The 24,733-nt window shown below is 34.0% G+C and carries 33 protein-coding genes and 1 other annotated feature; all 33 genes read left to right on the top strand.

The genetic code is table 11. The features are described from left to right. Window positions 1-7 precede the first annotated feature (7 nt). The 33 genes from nusG (at window position 8) to rplO (ending at window position 24,733) form a co-directional block, all read left to right on the top strand. A complete protein-coding gene (gene nusG / locus ACQ3F0_RS05450; protein WP_428864128.1) occupies window positions 8-529 on the top strand; it encodes a transcription termination/antitermination protein NusG in 522 nt (173 codons plus the stop codon). 74 nt (window positions 530-603) lie between these two features. Then, the gene (rplK, locus tag ACQ3F0_RS05445; RefSeq protein ID WP_428864127.1) at window positions 604-1,029 is read left to right on the top strand and encodes a 50S ribosomal protein L11; all 426 of its coding nucleotides are present in this window, start codon (window positions 604-606) and stop codon (window positions 1,027-1,029) included. Between the two features lie 50 nt (window positions 1,030-1,079). Beyond that, window positions 1,080-1,778, top strand: a complete 699-nt coding sequence (rplA, locus tag ACQ3F0_RS05440; RefSeq protein WP_428864126.1) for a 50S ribosomal protein L1 — start codon at window positions 1,080-1,082, stop codon at window positions 1,776-1,778. Window positions 1,779-1,821: 43 nt separating this feature from the next. Further along, window positions 1,822-1,982, top strand: a sequence feature (ribosomal protein L10 leader region). Between the two features lie 13 nt (window positions 1,983-1,995). After that, the gene (gene rplJ / locus ACQ3F0_RS05435) at window positions 1,996-2,508 is read left to right on the top strand and encodes a 50S ribosomal protein L10 (RefSeq protein ID WP_428864124.1); all 513 of its coding nucleotides are present in this window, start codon (window positions 1,996-1,998) and stop codon (window positions 2,506-2,508) included. Between the two features lie 30 nt (window positions 2,509-2,538). Beyond that, window positions 2,539-2,904, top strand: coding sequence for a 50S ribosomal protein L7/L12 (gene rplL, locus ACQ3F0_RS05430; RefSeq protein ID WP_428864122.1), 366 nt, complete (start codon window positions 2,539-2,541; stop codon window positions 2,902-2,904). Window positions 2,905-3,161: 257 nt separating this feature from the next. Next, complete coding sequence (rpoB, locus tag ACQ3F0_RS05425; protein ID WP_428864120.1) at window positions 3,162-6,869, top strand: DNA-directed RNA polymerase subunit beta; 3,708 nt, start codon at window positions 3,162-3,164, stop codon at window positions 6,867-6,869. A gap of 23 nt (window positions 6,870-6,892) precedes the next feature. Continuing rightward, entirely contained in the window at window positions 6,893-10,429 is a 3,537-nt protein-coding gene (rpoC, locus tag ACQ3F0_RS05420) for a DNA-directed RNA polymerase subunit beta' (RefSeq protein WP_428864371.1), read from the top strand. Between the two features lie 105 nt (window positions 10,430-10,534). Next, entirely contained in the window at window positions 10,535-10,777 is a 243-nt protein-coding gene (locus ACQ3F0_RS05415) for a L7Ae/L30e/S12e/Gadd45 family ribosomal protein (RefSeq protein ID WP_428864118.1), read from the top strand. Window positions 10,778-10,819: 42 nt separating this feature from the next. Beyond that, complete coding sequence (rpsL, locus tag ACQ3F0_RS05410; RefSeq protein ID WP_428864117.1) at window positions 10,820-11,197, top strand: 30S ribosomal protein S12; 378 nt, start codon at window positions 10,820-10,822, stop codon at window positions 11,195-11,197. Window positions 11,198-11,338: 141 nt separating this feature from the next. Beyond that, a complete protein-coding gene (gene rpsG, locus ACQ3F0_RS05405) occupies window positions 11,339-11,809 on the top strand; it encodes a 30S ribosomal protein S7 (RefSeq protein WP_428864116.1) in 471 nt (156 codons plus the stop codon). 107 nt (window positions 11,810-11,916) lie between these two features. Next, window positions 11,917-13,977 (top strand): elongation factor G, encoded by a 2,061-nt coding sequence (gene fusA / locus ACQ3F0_RS05400; protein WP_428864114.1) that lies wholly within the window; start codon window positions 11,917-11,919, stop codon window positions 13,975-13,977. Between the two features lie 37 nt (window positions 13,978-14,014). Beyond that, window positions 14,015-15,196 carry an elongation factor Tu gene (gene tuf, locus ACQ3F0_RS05395; RefSeq protein WP_428864113.1) on the top strand — a complete coding sequence of 394 codons (1,182 nt, stop codon included), beginning with the start codon at window positions 14,015-14,017 and terminating at the stop codon, window positions 15,194-15,196. A 325-nt stretch (window positions 15,197-15,521) separates the two neighbouring features. Continuing rightward, the gene (rpsJ, locus tag ACQ3F0_RS05390; RefSeq protein WP_428864111.1) at window positions 15,522-15,830 is read left to right on the top strand and encodes a 30S ribosomal protein S10; all 309 of its coding nucleotides are present in this window, start codon (window positions 15,522-15,524) and stop codon (window positions 15,828-15,830) included. Between the two features lie 59 nt (window positions 15,831-15,889). Continuing rightward, window positions 15,890-16,519 carry a 50S ribosomal protein L3 gene (rplC, locus tag ACQ3F0_RS05385; protein WP_428864110.1) on the top strand — a complete coding sequence of 210 codons (630 nt, stop codon included), beginning with the start codon at window positions 15,890-15,892 and terminating at the stop codon, window positions 16,517-16,519. Window positions 16,520-16,546: 27 nt separating this feature from the next. Then, window positions 16,547-17,167, top strand: a complete 621-nt coding sequence (gene rplD, locus ACQ3F0_RS05380; RefSeq protein WP_428864109.1) for a 50S ribosomal protein L4 — start codon at window positions 16,547-16,549, stop codon at window positions 17,165-17,167. Next, window positions 17,167-17,460 carry a 50S ribosomal protein L23 gene (gene rplW, locus ACQ3F0_RS05375; protein WP_428864108.1) on the top strand — a complete coding sequence of 98 codons (294 nt, stop codon included), beginning with the start codon at window positions 17,167-17,169 and terminating at the stop codon, window positions 17,458-17,460. Before rplD ends, rplW begins: the two co-directional genes overlap by 1 nt. A 54-nt stretch (window positions 17,461-17,514) precedes the next feature. After that, a complete protein-coding gene (gene rplB, locus ACQ3F0_RS05370; protein WP_428864107.1) occupies window positions 17,515-18,348 on the top strand; it encodes a 50S ribosomal protein L2 in 834 nt (277 codons plus the stop codon). A gap of 64 nt (window positions 18,349-18,412) precedes the next feature. Next, window positions 18,413-18,694: a 30S ribosomal protein S19 gene (rpsS, locus tag ACQ3F0_RS05365; RefSeq protein ID WP_428864105.1), complete on the top strand. Its 282-nt coding sequence runs from the start codon at window positions 18,413-18,415 to the stop codon at window positions 18,692-18,694. Window positions 18,695-18,715: 21 nt separating this feature from the next. Beyond that, entirely contained in the window at window positions 18,716-19,051 is a 336-nt protein-coding gene (gene rplV, locus ACQ3F0_RS05360; RefSeq protein ID WP_428864103.1) for a 50S ribosomal protein L22, read from the top strand. A 15-nt stretch (window positions 19,052-19,066) separates the two neighbouring features. Then, complete coding sequence (rpsC, locus tag ACQ3F0_RS05355) at window positions 19,067-19,735, top strand: 30S ribosomal protein S3 (protein ID WP_428864102.1); 669 nt, start codon at window positions 19,067-19,069, stop codon at window positions 19,733-19,735. A gap of 19 nt (window positions 19,736-19,754) precedes the next feature. Beyond that, complete coding sequence (gene rplP, locus ACQ3F0_RS05350; RefSeq protein WP_428864101.1) at window positions 19,755-20,198, top strand: 50S ribosomal protein L16; 444 nt, start codon at window positions 19,755-19,757, stop codon at window positions 20,196-20,198. Continuing rightward, window positions 20,188-20,400, top strand: coding sequence for a 50S ribosomal protein L29 (gene rpmC / locus ACQ3F0_RS05345; protein WP_428864100.1), 213 nt, complete (start codon window positions 20,188-20,190; stop codon window positions 20,398-20,400). Before rplP ends, rpmC begins: the two co-directional genes overlap by 11 nt. A gap of 22 nt (window positions 20,401-20,422) precedes the next feature. Then, window positions 20,423-20,677 (top strand): 30S ribosomal protein S17, encoded by a 255-nt coding sequence (rpsQ, locus tag ACQ3F0_RS05340; protein WP_428864099.1) that lies wholly within the window; start codon window positions 20,423-20,425, stop codon window positions 20,675-20,677. Between the two features lie 27 nt (window positions 20,678-20,704). Next, complete coding sequence (gene rplN / locus ACQ3F0_RS05335) at window positions 20,705-21,079, top strand: 50S ribosomal protein L14 (protein ID WP_428864098.1); 375 nt, start codon at window positions 20,705-20,707, stop codon at window positions 21,077-21,079. A gap of 15 nt (window positions 21,080-21,094) precedes the next feature. Continuing rightward, window positions 21,095-21,412: a 50S ribosomal protein L24 gene (rplX, locus tag ACQ3F0_RS05330; protein ID WP_428864097.1), complete on the top strand. Its 318-nt coding sequence runs from the start codon at window positions 21,095-21,097 to the stop codon at window positions 21,410-21,412. A gap of 26 nt (window positions 21,413-21,438) precedes the next feature. Beyond that, window positions 21,439-21,981, top strand: a complete 543-nt coding sequence (gene rplE, locus ACQ3F0_RS05325; RefSeq protein ID WP_428864096.1) for a 50S ribosomal protein L5 — start codon at window positions 21,439-21,441, stop codon at window positions 21,979-21,981. Window positions 21,982-21,996: 15 nt separating this feature from the next. After that, entirely contained in the window at window positions 21,997-22,182 is a 186-nt protein-coding gene (locus tag ACQ3F0_RS05320; RefSeq protein WP_428864095.1) for a type Z 30S ribosomal protein S14, read from the top strand. A gap of 28 nt (window positions 22,183-22,210) precedes the next feature. Then, the gene (gene rpsH, locus ACQ3F0_RS05315) at window positions 22,211-22,609 is read left to right on the top strand and encodes a 30S ribosomal protein S8 (protein WP_428864093.1); all 399 of its coding nucleotides are present in this window, start codon (window positions 22,211-22,213) and stop codon (window positions 22,607-22,609) included. Between the two features lie 24 nt (window positions 22,610-22,633). Then, window positions 22,634-23,173 (top strand): 50S ribosomal protein L6, encoded by a 540-nt coding sequence (gene rplF, locus ACQ3F0_RS05310; protein WP_428864091.1) that lies wholly within the window; start codon window positions 22,634-22,636, stop codon window positions 23,171-23,173. A gap of 30 nt (window positions 23,174-23,203) precedes the next feature. Next, window positions 23,204-23,566 (top strand): 50S ribosomal protein L18, encoded by a 363-nt coding sequence (gene rplR / locus ACQ3F0_RS05305; RefSeq protein ID WP_428864090.1) that lies wholly within the window; start codon window positions 23,204-23,206, stop codon window positions 23,564-23,566. A gap of 17 nt (window positions 23,567-23,583) precedes the next feature. Beyond that, window positions 23,584-24,081: a 30S ribosomal protein S5 gene (rpsE, locus tag ACQ3F0_RS05300; protein ID WP_428864088.1), complete on the top strand. Its 498-nt coding sequence runs from the start codon at window positions 23,584-23,586 to the stop codon at window positions 24,079-24,081. Window positions 24,082-24,093: 12 nt separating this feature from the next. Next, window positions 24,094-24,273, top strand: coding sequence for a 50S ribosomal protein L30 (gene rpmD, locus ACQ3F0_RS05295; RefSeq protein WP_428864086.1), 180 nt, complete (start codon window positions 24,094-24,096; stop codon window positions 24,271-24,273). Between the two features lie 19 nt (window positions 24,274-24,292). Further along, on the top strand, window positions 24,293-24,733 hold the full coding sequence (gene rplO / locus ACQ3F0_RS05290) for a 50S ribosomal protein L15 (RefSeq protein WP_428864084.1): 441 nt from the start codon (window positions 24,293-24,295) through the stop codon (window positions 24,731-24,733).

The raw sequence follows: 24,733 nt of genomic DNA, 5'->3' as shown, positions 1-24,733 counted from the left end.
TAAAAATATGGCAGAACGAGCACGTTGGTATGTAGTTCATACTTACTCAGGGTATGAAAATAAAGTTAAAGTTAATTTAGACAAATTAATTGATAACAGAGGTCTTCATGATTTAATCCAGGACATTCAAGTTCCAATGGAAGAAGTTGTTGAAGTAAAAGATGGAAAGCAAAAGATTTCTTTGAAAAAATTATTTCCAGGTTATGTGTTTATTAAAATGATTATGACTGATGAAACTTGGTATGTAGTTAGAAACACTAGAGGATGTACTGGATTTGTTGGTCCAGGATCCAAACCAGTGCCACTTACTGATGAAGAAATCGATTCTATGGGTATTGTTGAAAAGCAAATAGATATCGATATACAAGTTGGAGAAAGTGTGAAGGTTGTTTCGGGGCCTCTTGAAAACTTCGAAGCAATAATTAAAGAAATAAATATAGAGAAGAAAAAGATCAAAGCCTTTGTTAATATGTTTGGCAGGGAAACTCCTGTTGAGCTAGAATATAATCAAATTCAAAAATTAGACTAAAGTAGTTTAATTTTAGATAAAAGTTTTGAAGTGATCGGGTATTGGCCGGATTACAGCATAAGGAGGTGCAAACTATGGCAAAAGAAGTGATGGGAATAATAAAACTTCAACTTCCTGCAGGAAAGGCTACACCAGCGCCACCAGTTGGTCCAGCTTTAGGTCAACATGGTGTTAATATCATGGCGTTCTGTAAAGAATATAATGCTAAAACAGCTAATCAAGCAGGTATGACAATCCCAGTTATTATTTCAGTTTATAAGGATAGATCTTTTAGTTTTGTTCTTAAAACTCCACCAGCTGCTGTTTTAATAAAAAAAGCTGTTGGAATTTCTAGTGGTTCAGGTGAGCCAAATAGAAATAAAGTAGCAAAGATTACTAAAGAACAATTAAAACAAATAGCTGAAACAAAAATGGCTGATTTAAATGCTGCTTCAGTGGAAACTGCTATGAGTATGATTGCGGGTACAGCTAGAAGTATGGGTGTTACTGTAGAAGAGTAGTTATTGTTAGTGGGAGGTAAAAACCGTAAAAACCACAAGGAGGAAAATAAATGGCTAAATCAGGAAAGAATTATAGAGAAAGCGCAAAGCTTATTGAAAAAGGTGTAGTTTACACACCATCAGAAGCTGTTGGCTTAGTGCTTAAGACAGCAAAAGCTAAATTTGATGAGACTATTGAATTAGCTGCTAGATTGGGTGTTGACCCAAGACATGCAGATCAGCAAGTTAGAGGTGCTGTAGTATTACCTCATGGAACAGGAAAGAAAGTTAGAGTTCTTGTTTTTGCAAAAGGTGATAAAGTTAAAGAAGCTCAAGAAGCAGGAGCAGATTTTGTTGGTGCTGATGAGTTTGTACAAAAAATTCAAAATGAAAACTGGTTTGATTTTGATGTAGTAGTTGCTACGCCAGATATGATGGGTGTTGTAGGTAGATTGGGTAGAGTTCTTGGACCAAAAGGATTAATGCCAAACCCTAAATCTGGAACAGTTACTTTTGATGTTGCAAAAGCAATTGCAGATATCAAAGCTGGTAAAGTAGAGTATAGAGTTGATAAGACTTCAATAGTGCACGTTCCTATTGGTAAGAAATCTTTTGATGCTGATAAGTTACTTGAAAACTATAATACTCTAATGGAAGCTTTAGTTAAAGCTAAACCATCAGCTGCAAAAGGACAATACATTAAATCAGTTACATTATCTAGTACTATGGGTCCTGGTATTAAAATTAATCCGGCAAAAGTAATAGAATAATGTTGACAGTTGTTTTTTTTACTGATATACTTTTAAAGTAAAATTGAATTAAGACAATACTCCGCAGACAGTGGGTGCGTAAGCGTAACGTATAAACAACCTACCGAGGATTTAGATATTCTTTATATGATGTGCAATTAAATTGCCTATATAAGATTATATATACCTCTTCGTTGTTTGCGGGGAGGTTTTATTTTTCAGTTAGGAGGTGGCACAATTGGCAAGTAATAATAGATTACTTAAAGAAACTAAAGTTCAAGAAATAAAAGAGAAGTTAGAAAAAGCTCAATCAATCGTTCTTTCAGATTATCAAGGCTTAAATGTTGAAGAGGATACAGAACTTAGAAAGCAACTTAGAGAATCTGGTGTTGAATATAAAGTTTATAAGAATAGATTAGTTGCTCTAGCTGCAAAAGAATTGAATATTGAAGGATTAGATTCTTATTTAGAAGGTCCTGTTTCTATTGCTTTTGGATATGAAGATGCTACAGCGCCAGCAAGAATTCTTAATGATTTTGCTAAAAAACATAAGAATTTAGAATTGAAAGCTGGATTAGTTGAAGGTGTTGTTTATGGTCAAGAACAAATTAAAGAAATTGCTTCAATTCCTTCAAAAGAAATACTTATTGCAAAACTTCTTGGAAGCTTCAAAGCTCCATTATCAAATTTAGTTTACTTATTAAATGCAATTGCAGAAAAAGAAGAAGGTTCAGCAGATAGTGCTGAATAGTATTTTAAAAATATTCGGAGGTGCATAATAATGACAAGAGAAGAAATTATTCAAGCTATAAAAGAAATGTCTGTTTTAGATTTAAATGAATTAGTAAAAGCATGTGAAGAAGAGTTCGGAGTTAGTGCTGCTGCACCAGTTGCTGTAGCTGGAGCTGCTGGAGCTGCTGGAGCTGCTGAAGAAAAAACTGAATTTGATGTAATCTTAGCAAGTGCTGGATCACAAAAAATTAAAGTTATCAAAGTTGTTAGAGAAATAACTGGATTAGGATTAAAAGAAGCTAAAGCTTTAGTTGATGGAGCGCCTAAAGCTCTTAAAGAAGCTATAGCTAAAGAAGCAGCTGAAGAAATGAAAGCTAAGTTAGAAGAAGTTGGAGCAGTTGTTGAAGTAAAATAATTAAAATCAAAAGGCACATTAAAGTGCCTTTTTTTAAATTATAAGTAAATGTGATTTATTAATAAAATAATATTGACACAAAAATACAAATATGATATAGTAATATATTGCATGAATACTTATAAAATGTTGATAAAAATTAATAAATTTGTATTTTATTGGTTTTGTTGGTTATACTAACAAGATGAGATTATTATGCTAAGGGATAGTCTTAGTTTATAAAATCTTCTTATTTTTAAATGAGGGGTGAAAATTTAATGGTACATCCTATCCAAAATGGTAAGAGAACAAGAATGAGCTTTTCAAGAGTAGATGAAGTTTGCCCTATGCCAAACTTGATTGAGGTACAATTAAATTCTTACAAATGGTTCTGGGAAGAAGGGCTAAAAGAGGTTTTTGATGATATTAACCCTATCCAAGACTATACAGGTAATTTAGTTTTAGAATTTGTTGACCACAGATTGGAAAAGGAAAACACGAAGTACTCAGTAGAAGAGTGCAAAGAACGTGACACTACTTTTGCGGCACCACTTAAAGTTAAAGTAAGATTACTTAATAAAGAAACAGGTGAAGTAAAAGAACAAGAAGTGTTTATGGGGGATTTTCCTCTTATGACACAACAGGGTACGTTTGTTATTAATGGTGCCGAAAGAGTTATAGTAAGTCAATTGGTAAGATCGCCTGGAGCCTACTATAATTACAATGTTGATAAGAATGGAAAAAAACTATTCTCAGCTACAGTAATCCCAAACAGGGGTGCATGGTTAGAATATGAAACAGACTCTAATGGGATTGTTTATGTTAGAATAGATAAAACTAGGAAATTGCCTATAACAGTATTGGCTAGAGCTGTTATGGATAGTGGTAGTGATATCGAACTAATCGAATTTTTCGGCGAAGAAGAAAGATTGAAAGCTAGTATTGAAAAAGATAATACAAAGACAAAAGAAGAAGCATTGTTAGAAATTTATAAAAGATTAAGACCGGGTGAACCGCCTACTGTTGAAAGTGCGGTGTCGTTAATAAATTCGTTGTTTTTTGATCCCAAAAGATATGATTTATCAAGAGTTGGGAGATACAAATTTAACAAGAAATTAGCTATTAACAACAGAATATTAAATCAAGTTGTAGCGGAAGATGTAATTCATCCAATAACTGGAGAAATACTTGCTCAAAAAGATGATTATATTGATAGAGAAAAATCAAATTTAATTTATAATTCAGGTATCAATCAAGTTGATATTCTTGTTGACGACAAAATAATCAGAGTTATTGGAAATAACTTTGTTGACATACATAAGTTTGTTGATTTTGACTTAGAAGGTTTAGGAATAAAAGAAAAAGTTCATTATCCGACATTGATGGAGATATTAGACAACTACAGTGATGAACAAAGTATTAAAGAACAAATTAAGAAAAGACAGTATGAACTTGTTCCTAAGCATATTGTTAAAGAAGATATTTTATCTACTATTAGCTATGAATTAAATTTAGCATATAATCTTGGATTTAATGATGATATAGATCATCTAGGTAACAGAAGATTAAGATCTGTTGGAGAATTATTACAGAACCAATTTAGAATTGGATTATCGAGAATGGAAAGAGTAGTTAGAGAAAGAATGACTATTCAAGACGAAGAAACGGTGACACCACAAGGATTAATCAATATAAGACCTGTTGCCGCTGCTATTAAAGAATTTTTCGGTAGTTCTCAACTATCTCAATTTATGGATCAAACTAACCCTCTTTCAGAATTGACACATAAAAGAAGATTGTCTGCTTTGGGACCTGGTGGTTTATCAAGAGAAAGAGCGGGATTTGAAGTTAGAGACGTTCACCATTCCCATTACGGTAGAATGTGTCCTATAGAAACTCCTGAGGGACCTAATATAGGGTTGATCAACTCTCTTGCATGTTATGCTAGAGTAAATGAATATGGTTTTATAGAAACTCCGTATAGAACAATTGATAAAAAATTAGGAAAAGTAAATGATGAAATTGTATATTTAACAGCTGATGAAGAGGATAATTATTGGGTGGCTAAAGCAGAAGAGCCGTTAGATGAACAAGGACACTTTGTGGATGATAAAGTTACAGTTAGAACGCAAGAAGATGTAATCATTGTAAGTAAAAATCAAGTTGATTTGATGGATATTTCTCCAAGACAGATAGTATCGGTTGCTACAGCTATGATACCTTTCTTAGAAAATGATGATGCCAGTCGTGCGTTAATGGGTTCTAACATGCAACGTCAAGCAGTTCCATTGTTAAAAGCAAATTCTCCTGTAGTAGGTACAGGTATTGAGTTCAAAGCAGCTGTAGATTCAGGTGTATTGCCTAAAGCAAAGCATGATGGGATTATAACATATGTAAGTGCAGACGAGATTAAAATGAAAATAGATTCTGATGGAAGCTTTGATACCTTTAAATTGTTGAAGTTTAAAAGATCAAACCAAGGAACTTGCATAAATCAAAAACCTATAGTAAGCAAAGGTGAAAGAGTAAAGGCTGGTGATGTTTTAGCTGATGGTCCTTCAACCGACTTAGGAGAAATAGCACTTGGTCAAAACATAAGAATTGGTTTTGTCACTTGGGAAGGCTATAACTATGAAGATGCTATGCTTGTTTCAGAACAATTAGTTAGAGAAGATGTGTTTACTTCCATACACATTGAAGAATATGAAGCAGAAGCTAGAGATACTAAATTAGGACCAGAAGAGATCACAAGAGATATTCCTAATGTGGGTGAAGATGCATTAAAGAATATTGATGAAAGAGGTATCATTAGAATAGGGGCCGAGGTTAGATCTGGAGATATTTTAGTTGGAAAAGTTACACCAAAAGGTGAAACTGAACTAACAGCAGAAGAAAGATTGTTAAGAGCAATATTTGGAGAAAAAGCAAGAGAAGTTAGAGATACTTCTTTAAGAGTTCCTCATGGTGAAGCGGGAATAATTGTAGACGTTAAAATCTTTACAAGAGAGAATGGGGATGAATTACCTCCAGGAGTAAATGAACTTGTAAGATGTTATATTGCTCAAAAGAGAAAAATATCAGTAGGAGATAAGATGGCAGGAAGACATGGTAATAAAGGTGTTATTTCTAGAATATTACCAGAAGAAGATATGCCATTTTTGCCAGATGGTAGAGCGTTACAAATATGTTTAAATCCTCTTGGGGTTCCTTCTCGAATGAATATTGGTCAGGTGTTAGAAGTTCATCTTGGATGGGCTGCTAGTGAACTAGGGTGGCATATTGCAACGCCAGTATTTGATGGAGCAAAAGAAAGTGAAATAGTTGAATTATTAGAAAAAGCAGGATATTCACCAGATGGTAAAACAGTACTATATGATGGAAGAACTGGAGACGCTTTTGATAATAGGGTTACAGTAGGTTACATGTATATTCTAAAACTTCATCATTTGGTTGATGATAAGATACATGCAAGATCTACGGGGCCGTATTCATTAGTTACACAACAACCATTAGGTGGTAAAGCACAATTTGGTGGTCAAAGATTCGGGGAGATGGAGGTTTGGGCTTTACAAGCATATGGAGCTGCACATACTCTTCAAGAAATCTTAACCGTTAAATCAGATGACGTTGTTGGTAGAGTTAAAACTTATGAATCTATTGTTAAAGGTGAAAATATTCCAGAACCAGGAATACCAGAATCCTTTAAAGTATTAATAAAAGAATTACAATCTTTATGTTTAGATGTGAAAGTTTTATCAGAAGAGAGAGATGAAATTCACATAAAAGAATCTGTTGATGATCTAGGGGACTTGGATATAAACATAGAGGGAGAAGAAGATACTAAATTATCTGCTCCTCAAGAAGAAAAAAATGACAATATTTCAGAAGAAAACAATGATGCTGATGTTGACTTGGATTTCAATGAACTTCCTTTAGATGATTTTGAAAAACAATTTGAATTAGAAGATTTCAATGATGAACACTAAATTGAAGGGAGGATGTACCCTTGATAGAATTAAATAAATTTGAAGCTTTGCAAATAGGTTTAGCTTCGCCAGAGTTAATTAGAGAATGGTCTAGAGGTGAAGTTAAAAAACCTGAAACAATTAATTACAGAACATTAAAGCCAGAAAAAGATGGATTGTTTTGTGAAAAAATATTTGGACCAACAAAAGATTGGGAATGTCATTGTGGTAAATACAAACGTGTGAGATATAAAGGTATTGTATGTGATAGATGTGGTGTTGAAGTAACTAAATCTAAAGTAAGACGTGAGAGAACTGGTCATATTGAGTTAGCGGCTTCGGTATCACATATATGGTATTTCAAAGGAATACCATCAAGAATGGGATTACTATTAGATATGTCTCCGAGATCTCTTGAAAAAGTATTGTATTTTGCTTCGTATATAGTACTAGATCCAAAAGAAACTCCGTTACTTAAGAAACAACTTTTGAGTGAAAAAGAATATCGAGAAAATATCGATAAATTTGGGTATGGAAGTTTTGAAGCAGGAATGGGAGCAGAAGCTGTAAAAAGACTGCTAGAAGAAATTGATTTAGAAAAACTAAGTAAAGAAATAAGAGAAGGTTATAGGACTAGTACCGGCCAAAAGAAAGTAAGGCTAATTAGAAGATTGGAAGTTATTGAGTCTTTCAGAACGTCAAATAATAAGCCAGAGTGGATGATTATAGATGTTATACCAGTAATACCTCCAGATTTAAGACCAATGGTTCAGTTGGATGGAGGTAGATTTGCAACATCTGACTTAAATGACTTATACAGAAGAGTAATTAATAGAAATAATAGATTGAAGAAGCTTCTTGATTTGGGTGCACCAGATATTATAGTTAGAAATGAAAAAAGAATGCTCCAAGAGGCTGTTGACGCATTAATAGATAATGGAAGAAGAGGTAGACCGGTAACAGGACCTGGTAACAGACCTTTGAAATCTTTATCAGATATGCTTAAAGGGAAACAAGGTAGATTTAGACAAAACCTTCTTGGAAAACGTGTTGATTACTCTGGGCGTTCGGTTATTGTAGTAGGGCCGGAATTAAAGATGTATCAATGTGGACTTCCGAAAAAAATGGCTTTGGAATTATTCAAACCGTTTGTTATGAAGAAGTTAGTTGAGAGTGGAACCACTCATAATATTAAAAGTGCAAAGAGAATGGTTGAAAGGGTTATGCCTCAAGTATGGGATGTTCTAGAGGAAGTTATAGAGGATCATCCAGTATTATTGAACCGTGCTCCTACACTGCATAGACTTGGTATTCAAGCTTTCCAACCAGTTTTGGTTGAAGGAAAGGCAATAAAACTACATCCGTTAGTATGTACAGCATACAATGCTGACTTTGATGGTGACCAAATGGCTGTTCATGTTCCGTTATCTGTAGAAGCTCAGGCTGAAGCGAGATTTTTGATGTTAGCGGCTAATAATATATTAAAACCTTCTGATGGTAAGCCGGTGTGTGTTCCTACTCAGGATATGGTTTTAGGTGTATATTACTTAACTATCGATAAAGATGGAGTTAAAGGAGAAGGTAAAGTATTCTCCTCAGTTGATGAAACACTAATGGCTTATTATGTTAAAGCAATTGACATACATGCCAAAATAAAAGTTAGAATAACTAAAGAAATAGACGGAGAGTTACGTTCAGGATTGATTGAAACAACTCCAGGTAAATTATTATTCAATGAAGCTATTCCGCAAGATTTAGGTTTCATTGATAGAACTAAACCAGAAAATTTATTCAAATTAGAAGTGGATTTCTTGGTTAGTAAAAAGAACTTGGGTACAATTATAAATAAATGCTACAACAAATATGGACCTACAGAAACTTCAATTATGTTAGATAAAATAAAAGCTAGAGGATATCATTTCTCATCTATTGGAGCAATAACTATTTCAGTTTCAGATATGACTGTTCCTGAAGCTAAACATCTTCTTCTGGAAAAGACAGATATGGAAATAGCGAAAATTGAAAAACTCTACAAAAGAGGATTCATTTCTGATGATGAAAGATATGAAAAAGTAATTGATAGATGGACTCAAACTACTGATGAAGTTGCTAATGCATTGATGGACAATTTGGATAGATTTAATCCAATATTCATGATGGCTGATTCTGGAGCCAGAGGTTCTAAGAGTCAGATAAAGCAATTAGCTGGAATGAGAGGACTTATGGCAAATCCATCTGGTAAAATTATTGAGTTGCCAATTAGATCTTCATTTAGAGAGGGTTTAGATGTTTTGGAATACTTTATATCTACCCATGGAGCTAGAAAAGGTAATGCTGATACAGCCTTAAAAACTGCCGATTCTGGTTACTTGACTAGACGTTTGGTAGATGTTAGCCAAGATGTTATAGTAAGAGAAGAAGATTGTGGTGGAACTGAAGGTTTTGAAGTTTCAGAAATTAGTGTAGGTAATGAAGTAATTGAGCCTTTAAGTGAAAGACTTACAGGAAGATATATCGCAGAAGATATTTATGATCCTAAAACAAACGAATTGGTTGTTGAAAGAGATACTTATATTGAACATGATATGGCAGTTAAGATAGAAGAATTAGGAATAAAAACTATCAAAATAAGATCAGTATTTACTTGCAAAACTAAAGTTGGGGTATGTGCTAAGTGTTATGGAATGAATATGGCTACAGCTAGAAGGATTAATAAAGGAGAAGCGGTAGGTATAATAGCAGCCCAATCAATTGGTGAACCGGGAACTCAGTTAACGATGAGAACGTTCCATACAGGTGGTGTAGCGGGAGCTGATATAACTCAAGGTTTGCCTAGGGTAGAAGAATTGTTTGAAGCTAGAAAACCTAAAGGATTAGCTATAATCAGTGAAACATCTGGTCTTGTAAGAATTGAAGAATCAAAAAGGAAAAACATTGTTTATATCACTAGTGAAGATGGTGAAGAGAAGACATATGATATTCCATTTGGATCAAAGGTTATAGTTAAGGATGGAGAAAAAATTGAAGCTGGTGATGAAATTACACAAGGATCAATTAATCCACATGACTTACTGAGAATTAAGGGAAGTAATGAAGTGAAGAATTATTTGCTTTCTGAAGTACAAAAGGTTTATAGACTACAAGGTGTTGATATTAATGACAAACATTTAGAGGTTGTTGTGCGTCAAATGACAAGAAAAATTAAAATTGAAGATACAGGTGATACGGATTTATTACCGGGAACATTAGTTGATATGTTCGATTTTATTGAAATGAATGAAAAAAGTATTGAAGCAGGTGGAGAACCAGCAACAGGTAATGAAGTTCTGCTGGGTATAACAAAAGCCTCTCTAGCAACAGATTCATTTTTATCTGCAGCTTCTTTCCAAGAAACTACTAGAGTCTTGACAGATGCAGCTATAAAAGGCAAGGTAGATACATTAATTGGATTAAAAGAAAATGTAATTATTGGTAAATTGATTCCAGCTGGAACTGGTATGCATAAGTATAGAGCAGTTAAATTAAACACTGAAGAAAGAATTAATGAGGAGTTGCAAAATGTTCCTGAATTAAATTTATAATTTAATTGACATTGATTACTGATGGTGTTAAAATAAATTTTGTGTGTATTGTTAGAGATAAAGATGCCTTTATCTCTAACCAGTATTTGAGAAGGGGGAAACATTATGGTTTACAGGCTGGAAGGTAAAAAGGTAGTCGGCCTGAAGCAAACTATGAAGGCGATAGATAATAATAGCGTAAAATTGGTTTATTTAGCTAATGATGCAGAAGAAAAAATTATTAAGCCTGTTGTTAACCTTCTAAAAGACACAAATATTGAAGTTTTAAAAGTTAATTCAAAAGAAGAACTAGGTGCAATGTGCGGCATAGATGTTGGAGCAGCTATTGCATGTGTTTTAAAAGAGTGATTTTATGATTTTATAGTTTATATAAATTAAGGAGGTGCTATGATGCCAACTATCAATCAATTGGTTAGAAAAGGAAGGAAGACTACTATTTCTAAATCTTCTTCACCTGCTTTAAAGCAATGCCCTCAGAAAAGAGGAGTATGTACTGTAGTTAAAACTTCTACTCCAAAAAAACCTAACTCAGCATTAAGAAAAATTGCAAGAGTAAGATTAACAAATGGGTTTGAAGTTACTGCTTACATACCTGGAGTAGGACATAATCTACAAGAACACAGTGTTGTTTTAATTAGAGGTGGAAGGGTAAAAGACCTTCCGGGTGTTAGATACCATGTTGTTAGAGGTGCGCTAGATGCAGCTGGAGTTGCAAATAGAATGCAGTCTAGATCAAAGTATGGTGCAAAGAAACCAAAGAAAAAATAATTAGAAAAACAAGTGCTATATCTTCAGCATTCATATAAATTTTATAAGTATTGAATTTACTTGTAACTTGCAGAAGAAAGCACTTTGCGGTGAAAACCGAGTACCTGTGAATTAAATTTAATTGTTAAGGAGGGAAGAAAAGTGCCTAGAAAAGGAAGTATTCCAAAAAGAGATGTATTACCTGATCCTAAGTACAATAGTAAAGTTGTTACAAAATTAATAAATTCTATCATGCTTGATGGTAAAAAAGGTGTAGCTCAAAAGATTGTCTATGATGCTTTTGATGTTATGGCTGAAAAAACTGGTAAAGAAGCTATTGAAGTTTTTGAAGAAGCTATGAACAATATAATGCCAGTTTTAGAAGTAAAAGCAAGAAGAATTGGTGGAGCTACTTATCAAGTTCCAATAGAAGTTAGACCTGACAGAAGACAAACATTAGGTATCAGATGGTTGACTATCGCTGCTAGAAAAAGAGGCGATAAATACATGATGCTTAGACTTGCTAATGAATTATTAGATGCTGCAAATAATACTGGTGCTGCTGTTAAAAAGAGAGAAGATACTCACAAAATGGCAGAAGCAAACAAAGCATTTGCTCATTACAGATACTAAGAATGAATTTTATACAAAACTGTTTTGGATTTTCCAAAACAGTTTTGTCCGATTAAATTAATAAACAAAACTAGTTAGAGCATGAAAAAACGAGAGGAGGATATAACGTGGGAAGACAATATCCGTTAAAAAAGTTTCGTAATATTGGTATAATGGCTCATATTGATGCTGGAAAAACAACTGCTACTGAGCGTATTTTATACTATACAGGAAGAAATCATAAGATTGGAGAAACTCACGAAGGTGGAGCTACAATGGACTGGATGGTTCAAGAACAAGAGAGAGGTATAACAATTACTTCTGCAGCTACAACATGTTTTTGGAAAGAACATCAAATCAACATTATAGACACACCAGGACACGTAGATTTTACAGTTGAGGTAGAAAGATCTTTAAGAGTACTTGATGGTTCTGTTGCAGTATTCTGTGCTAAAGGTGGAGTTGAGCCTCAATCTGAAACAGTTTGGAGACAGGCAAACAAGTACGGTGTTCCAAGAATGGCATTTGTAAATAAGATGGATATTATGGGAGCTGACTTCTTTAGAGCAGTTACGATGATGAGAGAAAGATTACATGCAAATGCAGTGCCTATAACAGTACCTATAGGAAAAGAAGAGTGGTATGAGGGTCATGTTGACTTAGTTAAAAATAAAGCTATTATATTCAGAGATAAATTAGGTACTGAATTCAGTGAAGAAGAAATTCCAGAAGAAGTTAAAGAAATTGCAGAAGAATATAGAGCTGCTATGATTGAAGCTGTTGTGGAATTAGATGAAGATTTAATGATGAAGTATCTTGAAGGTGAAGAAATCACTGAAGAAGAATTAAAAGTAACTTTAAGAAAAGGTACTATTGCTAATGAGATTGTTCCTGTTTTATGTGGTTCTGCATATAAAAACAAAGGAGTACAACAATTATTAGATGCTGTACTAGATTACATGCCATCACCTTTAGATATTGATGCTATAAAAGGTGTTGATGATGAGGGTCAAGAAACAGAAAGACCTGCTGATGATAAAGAACCTTTAGCTGCATTAGCCTTCAAAATCGCTACAGACCCATTTGTTGGTAAATTAGCATTTACAAGAGTTTACTCTGGTATTATGAAAAGTGGAAGCTATGTGTTAAACAGTAATAAAGGTAAAAGAGAAAGAATCGGTAGATTGGTTAAAATGCATGCGAATCACAGAGAAGAAGTTTCAGAATTATATGCTGGTGAATTAGGAGCTATAATTGGTTTAAAAAATACTACAACAGGTGACACATTATGTGCTGATGATAATGTTGTAATATTAGAAAGCATGGATTTCCCAGAACCAGTTATATCGGTTGCAATTGAGCCAAAAACAAAAGCTGGTCAAGAAAAAATGGGTATAGCTTTAGCTAAACTTGCTGAAGAAGATCCTACATTTAAAACTTTTACTGATCAAGAGACAGGTCAAGTAATCATTGCTGGTATGGGAGAACTTCATCTAGAGATTATCGTTGATAGATTACAAAGAGAATTTAAAGTTGAATGCAATGTTGGAGCTCCACAAGTTGCGTACAAAGAAAGTATCAGAACAGCTGTTAAAGCTGAAGGTAAATTTGTTCGTCAATCAGGTGGTCGTGGACAATATGGTCATTGTTGGATAGAAATGATACCTCATCAAGGAGAATATGAATTTGAAAATGCAATAGTTGGTGGAGTTATTCCTAGAGAATATGTACCAGCAGTTGATAATGGTATTCAAGAAGCATCTCAAAGTGGTATTCTTGGTGGATATCCAGTTATTAACTTTAAAGTAAGATGTTTTGACGGATCATATCATGATGTTGACTCTAATGAGATGGCATTTAAAGTTGCAGGGTCTATGGCATTCAAAAATGCTATGAAAAAAGCAGATCCTGTAATATTAGAACCAATAATGAAAGTTGAAGTTGTAATTCCTGAAGATTACCTTGGAGATGTAATGGGTGATTTAAATTCTAGAAGAGGTAGAATTGAAGGAATGGATCCAATGGCTGGTGCACAGACAATTAGAGCTTTAGTTCCGCTTTCAGAAATGTTTGGATATGCTACAACTTTAAGATCAAGAACACAAGGTAGAGGTAACTATTCTATGGAATTTGCTCAATATGATGAAGTTCCAAAGAGTATTCAAGAGACTGTTATAGGTAAAAAATAATTTTAAATAATTTATATAATTATAGGAGGAATGGAAAATGGCAAGAGCTAAGTTTGAAAGAACAAAACCACATGTAAACATCGGAACAATAGGTCACGTAGACCACGGAAAGACAACATTAACAGCGGCAATCACAATGACGCTAGCAAAAGAAGGTAAAGCAGAAGCACAAGACTACTCACAAATAGATAAAGCACCAGAAGAAAGAGAAAGAGGAATCACAATCAACACTGCACACGTTGAGTATGAAACAGAAACAAGACACTATGCACACGTTGACTGTCCAGGACATGCTGACTACGTTAAGAACATGATTACAGGAGCAGCACAAATGGATGGAGCTATCTTAGTTGTAAGTGCAGCAGATGGTCCAATGCCACAAACAAGAGAGCATATCTTACTTGCATCAAGAGTAGGAGTTGAGAATATAGTAGTATTCTTAAACAAAGCAGACCAAGTAGATGATGAAGAATTATTAGAATTAGTAGAAATGGAAGTAAGAGATTTATTAAGTGAATATGGATTTGACGGAGACGAATGTCCAGTAATCACAGGATCAGCATTAATGGTAATAGAAAAAGGAGAAGATGCATGTATTGCTGAATTAATGGCAGCAGTAGATGAGTATATCCCAACTCCAGAGAGAGAAACAGATAAACCATTCTTAATGCCTGTAGAGGATGTATTTACAATCACAGGAAGAGGAACAGTTGCAACAGGAAGATTGGAAAGAGGAATCTTGAAAGTTGGAGAAGAAGTTGCAATAGTAGGAATGGGAGCAGAAGTTAAGAAGACTACTTGTACAGGAGTAGAAATGTTCAGAAAGATGTTGGACGAAGCGATGGCTGGAGATAACATTGGAGCATTATTAAGAGGTGTTCAAAGAACAGAAATCGAAAGAGGTCAAGTATTAGCAAAACCTGGTACAGTTACACCACATAGTAAATTCGTAGGTCAAGTATATGTATTAAAGAAAGAAGAAGGTGGAAGACATACTCCATTCTTTAATGGATATAGACCACAATTCTACTTCAGAACAACAGACGTTACAGGATCAATTGCTTTACCAGAAGGAGTAGAAATGGTAATGCCAGGAGACCACATTGATATGAATGTAGAATTAATTACACAAGTAGCAATGGAACAAAACCTAAGATTCGCTATCAGAGAAGGTGGAAGAACAGTAGGTTCTGGAGTTGTTAGTACTATAATTGAATAATTAGTATTTAAATAAAAATGAGAAAGAATTTTCTTTCTCATTTTTACATTTTATTTCCATAAAAAAATACTTTATATATTTTTATAAAAATACTTGTCAAAAATATAAAAATAGTATACAATATAAGAGTTGTGATGTGAAAGGGGCAATGAAGCAAGAGGTTGCTGGATTTTCCAGGGTAATTTTTGCTTGAGCCAGTTTGATCTTGAATCAAGCGAACGAACTTATAGGTTGGATGTTTTTCTGTATATTATGAAACACCCGGAGCAGTTTACTAAGTTCGGTGTATTTTGAATTTTAGATTACGAAAAGGAGGGAATTGTTAATGGCAAGTCAAAAAATAAGAATTAGATTAAAAGCTTTTGACCACCACATATTAGATCAATCAGCTGAAAAAATAGTTGAAACAGCAAAAAATACTGGTGCTAATGTGGCGGGTCCAGTACCACTACCAACTCAAAAAGATGTGGTTACTATATTAAGAGCTACTCATAAATATAAGGATTCAAGAGAACAGTTTGAAATAAGAACTCACAAGAGATTAATAGACATATTGAGTCCATCACCAAAAACTGTAGATGCTCTAATGAGACTTGATTTACCGGCTGGTGTGGATATAGAAATTAAGTTATAAATTTTTGAATTATTATGATCGTAATTACGATCCGCTAATATAACAGGGAGGTGCAAAACATGGAAAAAGCAATTATAGGAAGAAAATTAGGGATGACTCAAATATTCACTGTAGATGGTAAAGTTGTTCCAGTAACTGTAATTGAAGCAGGCCCATGTACTGTTTTACAAAAGAAGACAGTTGAAAAAGATGGTTACAGCGCAATTCAAGTAGGATTTGAAGAAATTAGAGAAAAGTTAGCTAACAAGCCAAGAAAAGGTATATTCGAAAAAGCTGGAACTACACCAAAAAGAATTATTAAAGAGTTTAAATTAGAAAATGTTGACTCTTATGAAGTAGGTTCAGAAATTAAAGCTAGCACTTTTGTAGCTGGAGATAAAGTTGATGTTACTGGAACATCTAAAGGTAAGGGGTTCCAAGGAACAATTAAAAGATGGGGAATGCATAGAGGTCCTATGGCACATGGTTCTAAATATCATAGAGCAGTAGGTTCGGCTGGTGCAGCATCTGATCCATCAAGAACTTTTAAGAACAAGAAAATGCCTGGACATATGGGTGCAAGAAAAACTACAGTTCTTAATCTTGAAGTAGTTGAAGTGTTAGAAGAAAAGAATATCATCTTAATAAAAGGTGGAGTTCCGGGTCCGAACAAAGGTTACGTAATTATAAGAGATGGTGTTAAGGCCTAGAGTTTCTTATAGAAAGGAGGAAATTGAATGCCAGTATTAGACGTATTTAATACAGAAGGAAGTAAAGTTGGAACTATGGATTTAAATGACGCTGTATTTGCGGCTGAAATAAAAGAAAGTGCAGTACACCAAGTTGTTGTTGCTCAATTAGCAAACAAAAGACAAGGAAATCAATCTGCCAAAACAAGATCTGAAGTTTCTGGGGGAGGAAGAAAACCTTGGAGACAAAAGGGTACTGGTAGAGCAAGACAAGGATCTATCAGAGCAGCTCAATGGATCAAAGGTGGAGTTGTTTTTGCTCCAAAACCAAGAGATTATAGAGTTTCAATACCAAAGTCAATGAAGAGAGTTGCTATGAAATCTGTTTTAAGTAGCAAAGTAGTTGACAAAGAGATGATGATTTTAGAAGAATTATCATTTGAAGCTCCTAAAACTAAAAAAGTAGTTGAAATGCTTAATAAATTAGAAGCTAAAAAAGCATTAATAGTTGTTTCATCTTCAGATGAAGCAATATATAAATCTGTTAGAAACATTCAAAATGCTGCAGTTGTTCCTGTAAACAACTTAAATGTTTATGATATTTTAAAGTATGATAATTTAATCGTTACTAAAGATGCAGTAGCTAAAATTGAGGAGGTGTATGTATAATGAAATTTAATAATTATGATATTATCAGAAGACCAGTTGTAACTGAAAAAAGTATGACTGATATGACTGATAAGAAATACACCTTTATAGTAGATAAACATGCAAACAAAGCTCAAATCAAAAGAGCTGTTGAAGAAGTTTTTGATGTAAAAGTAGAAAGTGTGAATACATCTAATATTACTGGTAAAGTAAAAAGAGTTGGAGTTCACATTGGTAAAAGAGCTGATCAAAAAAAAGCTATTGTTAAGTTGACAGAAGAAAGCAAAACAATAGAATTTTTTGAAGGAATGTAATAAAAGCAGTTATTGGCTATATGCCAGAAAAGCTTAACGAAGGAGGGAAATTCAATGGCAGTTAAAAAGTTTAGACCTACTACGCCTTCAAGAAGGGCAATGACAGTAGCAACTTTTGAAGAAATAACTACTGATCAACCAGAAAAATCACTTCTTGTATCTTTAAAGAAAAAGGCTGGTCGAAATTCTCAAGGTAAAATAACTGTACGTCACCGTGGTGGTGGAGCTAAGAGAAAATATAGAATCATTGATTTTAAAAGAAACAAAGATAATATCCCAGCTACAGTTGCTACAGTTGAATATGATCCAAATAGAACAGCTTACATAGCTTTACTTAATTACGCTGATGGAGAAAAAAGATATATCATTGCTCCTGTTGGTTTAAAAGTTGGAGATGTTCTTATGTCAGGTACTGACATAGATATTAAAGTTGGAAATGCGTTGCCGCTTAAAAACATACCACTAGGTTCTGTTATTCATAATATTGAATTACAAGCAGGTAAAGGTGGTCAAATAGTTAGAGCAGCAGGTACTTCAGCTCAATTAATGGCTAAAGAAGGAAATCATGCAACTCTTAGATTACCAAGCGGAGAAATGAGATATGTTAGAATAGAATGTAGAGCTACAATAGGAGTAGTATCTAACACTACTAATGACATTGTCAATATCGGTAAAGCTGGTAGAAAAAGACACATGGGATTCAGACCAACAGTTAGAGGTTCTGTAATGAACCCTAATGACCATCCTCACGGTGGTGGTGAAGGTAAGTCACCAGTAGGACGTCCAGGTCCTTGTACTCCATGGGGTAAACCTGCTCTTGGATATAAAACTAGAAAGAATAATAAATATTCTGATAGAATGATTGTTAAGAGTAGAGGTAAAAAATAAATAAAAGAAGAGAAGTAACATTCTCTTCCTAATCTTTTAAAGAGATTGAAAGGAGGACTTTACATTGAGTAGATCTGTTAAAAAAGGGCCTTTTGTCGCAAAATCATTAATTAAAAAAATCGAAACAATGAATGCTAATGGCGAAAAGAAAGTTATAAAAACTTGGTCAAGAAGTTCAACAATTTTTCCACAGTTTGTGGGTCATACAATTGCTGTTCATGATGGAAGAAAACATATTCCAGTTTATATGACTGAAGATATGGTAGGACATAAGTTGGGAGAATTTGTTTTAACAAGAACATTCAAAGGACATATTAAATCTGAGAAATCATCTCGTGTTAAATAGTCTTAGGAAGGAGGAAGAATAATGGAAGCTAAATCAACGGCTAAATATGTTAGAATTTCTTCAACTAAGGTAGGAGTTGTTCTAGACTTAATTAGAGGCAAAGATGCTAGCGAAGCAAGTGCGATTTTACAATACACTCCAAGAACAGCTGCTGTAGAAGTTGGTAAAGTTCTTAAGTCTGCTGTAGCAAATGCTGAAAATAATAATAATTTAGATGTTAATAGATTATATGTATCAGAAGCTTATGCAAATCAAGGACCTACATTGAAGAGATGGAGACCTCGTGCACAAGGTAGGGCATATCAAATATTAAAAAGAACAAGTCATATCACAGTAGTTGTTAAAGAAAGACCATAAAAGGAGGTAAAGATAGTGGGACAAAAGGTAAATCCTCATGGCTTGAGAGTCGGTGTTATCAAAGAATGGGATGCTAAATGGTACGCTAATAGAGATAAGTTTGCAGATAACCTGATTGAAGATAACAAGCTTAGAAAGTTCATTAAAAAGAGATCCTACGCTGCAGGTGTAGCTAAGATAGAAATTGAAAGAACACCAAAGAGAATTAAATTGAATATCCACACAGCTAAACCAGGTATGATTATTGGTAAAGGTGGTAAAGGGATTGAAGCATTGAAGAATGCTTTAACTAAAGAAGTTATTAAAGATAAAAATGTTATAATTAACATTGTAGAAGTTAAAAGAGCTGAAAAAAATGCTCAATTAATGGCTGAAAATATTGCTCAACAATTAGAAAAGAGAATATCATTCAGAAGAGCTATGAAACAAACAATCCAAAGAGGTATGAGAAGTGGAGCCAAAGGTGTAAAAACTGCATGTGCTGGTAGAATTGGCGGAGCTGAAATTGCTAGAACAGAACAGTATCACGAAGGTACAATTCCACTACAAACATTAAGAGCTGATATCGATTATGGATTTGCTGAAGCAGATACAACTTATGGAAAAATAGGAGTTAAAGTTTGGGTCTACAATGGAGAAATTCTTCCAAAGAAAAAAGTCGGATCTGATAAAGCAAACCAATAGGAAGGAGGAACTGCTAGCTATGTTAATGCCAAAAAGAGTGAAACGTCGTAAAGTTCAACGTGGTAGAATGAAAGGTAAAGCTACTAGAGGTAACTTTATAGCATATGGTGATTATGCTCTACAAGCTACAGAATGCGGATGGTTAACTAGCAATCAAATAGAAGCTGCCAGAATAGCTATCAATAGATATATTAAAAGAGGGGGGAAACTTTGGATAAAAGTATTCCCAGATAAACCTGTAACTCAAAAACCTGCTGAAACTCGTATGGGTTCTGGTAAAGGTTCACCTGAGTACTGGGTAGCTGTTGTTAAACCAGGTAGAGTTTTGTTTGAATTAACTGGTGTACCAGAAGATGTTGCAAGAGAAGCAATGAGACTTGCTTCACACAAACTTCCAATGAAGTCTAAATTTGTTACAAGAAAAGATTTTGAGCAAATGGGTGGTGAAGTAAATGAGAGCTAATGAATTACAAGAATTAAGAGGAAGCTCTTCAAATGAGCTATTAGGAAAAATAAACGATTTAAAATCAGAATTATTCAATTTGAGATTTCAGTTAGCAACAGGACAGTTAGAAAACCCTATGAGAATTAAACAAGTAAAGAAGTCAATAGCTCAAGTTAAGACTATTCTAAGAGAAAAAGAATTAAATGGGCTTGAACAGTAGTATACTGGAAGGAGGTTTAACTGTGGAAAGAGGACTTAGAAAAACAAGAATTGGTAAAGTAGTATCTGATAAAATGGATAAGACTATTGTTGTAGCAGTTGAAGATAAAGTTCGTCATCCTTTATATGGTAAAACAATAAAGAGAACTAAAAAGTTAAAAGCGCATGATGAAAACAATGAAGCTGGGTTTAACGATACAGTGCAAATAATGGAAACAAGACCTTTGTCAAAAGACAAGAGATGGAGACTTGTTAAAATCGTAGAAAAAGCTAAATAGTTATTTAGTTGAAAGGAGGGCGTTTATATGATTCAGCCACAAACTCGATTAAAAGTAGCTGATAATACAGGTGCAAAAGAAATAATGTGCATTAGAGTATTAGGCGGTTCAAAAAGAAAGTATGGAAACATCGGTGATGTGATAGTTGCTAGCGTTAAAAGTGCAACACCAGGCGGTGTTGTTAAAAAGGGTGAGGTTATAAAAGCTGTTATAGTTAGATCAAAAAGAGGCGTAAGAAGAAAAGATGGTTCTTACATAAAATTTGATGATAACGCTGCTGTAATAATTAAAGATGATAAATTGCCTAAAGGAACACGTATTTTTGGACCAATTGCTAGAGAATTAAGAGAAAAAGATAAAGAGTATAATAAAATATTATCTTTAGCACCAGAAGTTCTTTAGAAGGAGGTGGCTATAATGGCTAAAGTTCATGTTAGAAGAGATGACACAGTAGTAGTTGTTTCTGGTAAAGATAAAGGTAAAACAGGAAAAGTATTAAAAGTATATCCTAAGACTAGTAAAGTATTAGTTGAAGGAGCTCATATAGTAACAAAACACGTGAAGCCTAGTAGAGAGAACATGCAAGGTGGAATTGTAAAACAAGAAGCACCTATGAATAGTTCAAAAGTTATGTTGTATTGCACAAAGTGTAAATCAGCTACTAGAATTAGCAAGAAATTATTAGAAGACGGAACAAAAGTTAGAATTTGCAAAAAGTGCGGCGAAATTCTATAGTCTTTTATTCGAAAGGAGGATGCCTGATGATTCCAAGACTACAAGACAAGTACGAAAAAGAAATAGTACCTGCTTTAATGGAAAAGTTCGGTTATAAAAATATAATGGAAGTACCTAAACTTGAGAAAATAGTTCTTAATATGGGTCTAGGGGAAGCAAAAGATAATGCTAAAGTTATTGAAACAGCAATGAAGGATATGGAAATATTCGCTGGTCAAAAACCAATAATCACAAGAGCAAAAAAGTCTGTTGCAAACTTCAAAATTAGAGAAAATATGCCAATAGGTTTAAAAGTAACTCTTAGAAAAACGAAAATGTATGAATTTGGCGACAAATTAATGAATATAGCTCTTCCAAGAGTTAGAGACTTTAGAGGTGTATCTGCTAAAGCTTTCGATGGAAGAGGAAACTATGCTCTAGGAGTTAAGGAACAACTTATATTCCCAGAAATTGAATATGATAAAATTGACAAAGTAAGAGGTATGGATATTGTTTTTGTAACTACTGCTAAAACAGATGAAGAGGCAAGAGAGTTATTAAGATATCTTGGTATGCCATTTGCTCAATAATAAGGAGGGAAAACCGTGGCTCGTAAAGCAATGTTAGAAAAATGGAGTAAAACTCCTAAGTACAAGACTAGGGCCTACACTAGATGTAGAATTTGTGGAAGACCACATGCTGTACTTAGAAAATACGGAATATGTCGTATATGTTTTAGAGAATTAGCTTATAAAGGGGAAATCCCTGGTTGTAGAAAAGCAAGCTGGTAATTTATAGATACTGAAAGGAGGCACAAAAATGGTTATGACAGACCCTATCGCAGATATGCTGACTCGTATCAGAAATGCAAATGTAGCTAGACATAATATAGTTGAAATACCTTCTTCAAATACGAAGAGAGCTATTGCAGATATATTAGTAAAAGAAGGTTATGTAAAAGGTGTAGAAGAATACGAAGATGGCCCAGTAAAAATGTTAAGACTAGGCTTGAAATATATAGAAGGAACTGAAAGAACTATTACAGGTCTTAAGAGAATTTCAAAACCTGGATTAAGAGTTTATTGCCAAAAAGACACTGTACCACAAGTACTAAATGGTTTAGGAATAGCTATAGTTTCTACTAATAAAGGTGTAATTACAGATAAAGAAGCAAGAAACGCTGGTTTAGGTGGAGAAGTTATTTGTTATGTATGGTAATTAAGACGAATAGGAGGTGCGAGGATGTCAAGAATTGGTAGACTTCCGATAGATATACCTTCTGGTGTAACTGTTGATGTAACACCAGATAACGTTGTTACAGTTAAAGGACCAAAAGGTGAATTAGTTAAAGATATGCATAAAGATATTCAAATATCTGTTGAAAATAATCAAGTTGTTGTAAAAAGATCTTCAGATGTTGCTCAACATAGAGCATTACATGGTCTAACTAGAGCATTATTGAACAACATGGTAATTGGAGTTTCACAAGGATTCCAAAAAACTTTAGAGCTAGTTGGTGTTGGTTATAGAGCGCAACTTAAAGGTTCTAAATTAACATTAAGCCTTGGATTTTCACATCCTGTTGAGATTGAAGCAGAAGAAGGAATACAATATGAAGTTCCTGAAACAACAAAAATTATCGTAAAGGGAATCGATAAAGAAAAAGTTGGTTCTGCTGCGGCTAATATAAGAGTATGGAGAAAACCTGAGCCATATAAAGGTAAAGGTATTAAATATGCTGGTGAACATATTAGACGTAAAGAAGGTAAAACAGGTAAGTAATATATTTAAACACTGAAAGGAGTGAGTATATTGTTTAGTAAGCCTGATCGTAATAAAGCAAGGGTTAGACGTCATAAAAGAGTACGTAGAAAATTATCTGGTACTGCTGAAAGACCAAGATTGGCAGTGTTTAGAAGCGAGAAGAACATCTATGCTCAGGTAATTGATGATATAAACGGAGTTACTTTAGTTTCAGCTTCTTCATTAGATAAGAATTTTGAAGGTAGTCTTGGAAGTAACAAAGAAGCAGCAAAAGCTGTTGGTAAAATGGTTGGAGAAAGAGCTTTAGAAAAAGGTATAAAAGAAGTTGTTTTTGATAGAGGCGGATTTATATATCACGGTAGAATACAAGAACTTGCTGATGGTGCAAGAGAAGCCGGTTTAAAATTCTAGGAAAAGGAGGATGTGCCATGAGAATAGACCCTAATGCGCTAAATCTCAAAGAAAAAGTTGTTTATATAAACAGAGTAACTAAGGTTGTAAAAGGTGGTAGAAACTTTAGATTTAGTGCTCTTGTTGTTGTTGGAGACGAAAACGGACACGTTGGCGTAGGAATAGGTAAAGCTGCTGAGATACCAGATGCTATTAGAAAAGGTATTGAAGATGCAAAAAAACATTTAGTTGATGTTGCAATGGTAGGAACAACTATTCCACACAGAATTTATGGAAAGTTCGGAAAAGGAAATATTCTAATAATGCCTGCACCAGAAGGTACTGGAGTTATTGCTGGTGGACCAGTAAGAGCTGTCCTTGAGTTGGCAGGATTAAAAGATGTTAGAGCTAAATCATTAGGATCAAATAATCCTAAAAATATGGTTAGCGCAACAATAGATGGTTTAAGTAAATTAAGAACTGCAGACCAAATCGCTCAATTAAGAGGTAAGACTGTAGAAGAAATATTAGGTTAGGAGGGGATCACCTTGGCTAAGCTTAAAATTACTCAAGTTAAGAGTGGTATTGGTAGAAAAAAAGACCATAAAGCTACAATTGAAGCTCTTGGTTTGAATAAAATTGGTAAAACAGTTGTTCACGAAGATACTCCTCAAATAAGAGGTATGATAAACAAAGTCAATTATCTTCTAAATGTAGAAGAAGTCTAAGAAAGAGGAGGTGCTAGACATGAAACTTCATGATTTAAAGCCTGCTACAGGTTCTAAAAAAGGTAAGAAAAGAGTAGGTAGAGGTACTGGTTCTGGTTGGGGTAAAACAGCTGGTAGAGGACAAGATGGTCAAAATTCTAGATCAGGTGGTGGAGTTAGACCTGGTTTCGAAGGTGGTCAAATGCCTTTATACAGAAGATTACCTAAAAGAGGATTTACAAATATTTTTGCAAAAGAATATGTTGAAGTAAATGTAAATAGATTAAATATATTTGAAGATGGTACAGAAGTTACTCCAGCATTACTTAAAGAACATGGTGTAATAAGTAAAATAAAAGACGGTGTTAAAATTTTAGGTAATGGTGATTTAGAAAAGAAACTTACTATAAAAGCAACAAAGTTTACAAAAGGTGCTGTTGAAAAGATAGAATCTACTGGAGGAAAAGTAGAGGTGATTTAA

The sequence above is a fragment of the Clostridium sediminicola genome, assembly GCF_050402865.1.
Lineage (GTDB): Bacteria > Bacillota > Clostridia > Clostridiales > Clostridiaceae > Clostridium_AF > Clostridium_AF sediminicola.
The sequence above is the reverse complement of the archived record's forward strand: the minus strand, read 5'-3'. Positions and strand labels throughout refer to the sequence as shown.

Excerpts from the sequence above, each read along its gene's own strand:
- ACQ3F0_RS05415 (WP_428864118.1), top strand. The coding sequence starts at position 10,535 with ATGGTTTACAGGCTGGAAGGTAAAAAGGTAGTCGGCCTGAAGCAAACT.
- rplF (WP_428864091.1), top strand. The coding sequence starts at position 22,634 with ATGTCAAGAATTGGTAGACTTCCGATAGATATACCTTCTGGTGTAACT.
- rpsL (WP_428864117.1), top strand. The coding sequence starts at position 10,820 with ATGCCAACTATCAATCAATTGGTTAGAAAAGGAAGGAAGACTACTATT.
- rplP (WP_428864101.1), top strand. The coding sequence starts at position 19,755 with ATGTTAATGCCAAAAAGAGTGAAACGTCGTAAAGTTCAACGTGGTAGA.
- rplA (WP_428864126.1), top strand. The coding sequence starts at position 1,080 with ATGGCTAAATCAGGAAAGAATTATAGAGAAAGCGCAAAGCTTATTGAA.
- rpsJ (WP_428864111.1), top strand. The coding sequence starts at position 15,522 with ATGGCAAGTCAAAAAATAAGAATTAGATTAAAAGCTTTTGACCACCAC.
- rpsH (WP_428864093.1), top strand. The coding sequence starts at position 22,211 with ATGGTTATGACAGACCCTATCGCAGATATGCTGACTCGTATCAGAAAT.
- rplE (WP_428864096.1), top strand. The coding sequence starts at position 21,439 with ATGATTCCAAGACTACAAGACAAGTACGAAAAAGAAATAGTACCTGCT.
- nusG (WP_428864128.1), top strand. The coding sequence starts at position 8 with ATGGCAGAACGAGCACGTTGGTATGTAGTTCATACTTACTCAGGGTAT.
- rpmC (WP_428864100.1), top strand. The coding sequence starts at position 20,188 with ATGAGAGCTAATGAATTACAAGAATTAAGAGGAAGCTCTTCAAATGAG.
- rplL (WP_428864122.1), top strand. The coding sequence starts at position 2,539 with ATGACAAGAGAAGAAATTATTCAAGCTATAAAAGAAATGTCTGTTTTA.
- rplN (WP_428864098.1), top strand. The coding sequence starts at position 20,705 with ATGATTCAGCCACAAACTCGATTAAAAGTAGCTGATAATACAGGTGCA.
- rplW (WP_428864108.1), top strand. The coding sequence starts at position 17,167 with ATGAAATTTAATAATTATGATATTATCAGAAGACCAGTTGTAACTGAA.
- rplD (WP_428864109.1), top strand. The coding sequence starts at position 16,547 with ATGCCAGTATTAGACGTATTTAATACAGAAGGAAGTAAAGTTGGAACT.
- rplK (WP_428864127.1), top strand. The coding sequence starts at position 604 with ATGGCAAAAGAAGTGATGGGAATAATAAAACTTCAACTTCCTGCAGGA.
- rpsE (WP_428864088.1), top strand. The coding sequence starts at position 23,584 with ATGAGAATAGACCCTAATGCGCTAAATCTCAAAGAAAAAGTTGTTTAT.
- rplV (WP_428864103.1), top strand. The coding sequence starts at position 18,716 with ATGGAAGCTAAATCAACGGCTAAATATGTTAGAATTTCTTCAACTAAG.
- tuf (WP_428864113.1), top strand. The coding sequence starts at position 14,015 with ATGGCAAGAGCTAAGTTTGAAAGAACAAAACCACATGTAAACATCGGA.
- rplX (WP_428864097.1), top strand. The coding sequence starts at position 21,095 with ATGGCTAAAGTTCATGTTAGAAGAGATGACACAGTAGTAGTTGTTTCT.
- rplB (WP_428864107.1), top strand. The coding sequence starts at position 17,515 with ATGGCAGTTAAAAAGTTTAGACCTACTACGCCTTCAAGAAGGGCAATG.
- rpoB (WP_428864120.1), top strand. The coding sequence starts at position 3,162 with ATGGTACATCCTATCCAAAATGGTAAGAGAACAAGAATGAGCTTTTCA.
- rplO (WP_428864084.1), top strand. The coding sequence starts at position 24,293 with ATGAAACTTCATGATTTAAAGCCTGCTACAGGTTCTAAAAAAGGTAAG.
- rplC (WP_428864110.1), top strand. The coding sequence starts at position 15,890 with ATGGAAAAAGCAATTATAGGAAGAAAATTAGGGATGACTCAAATATTC.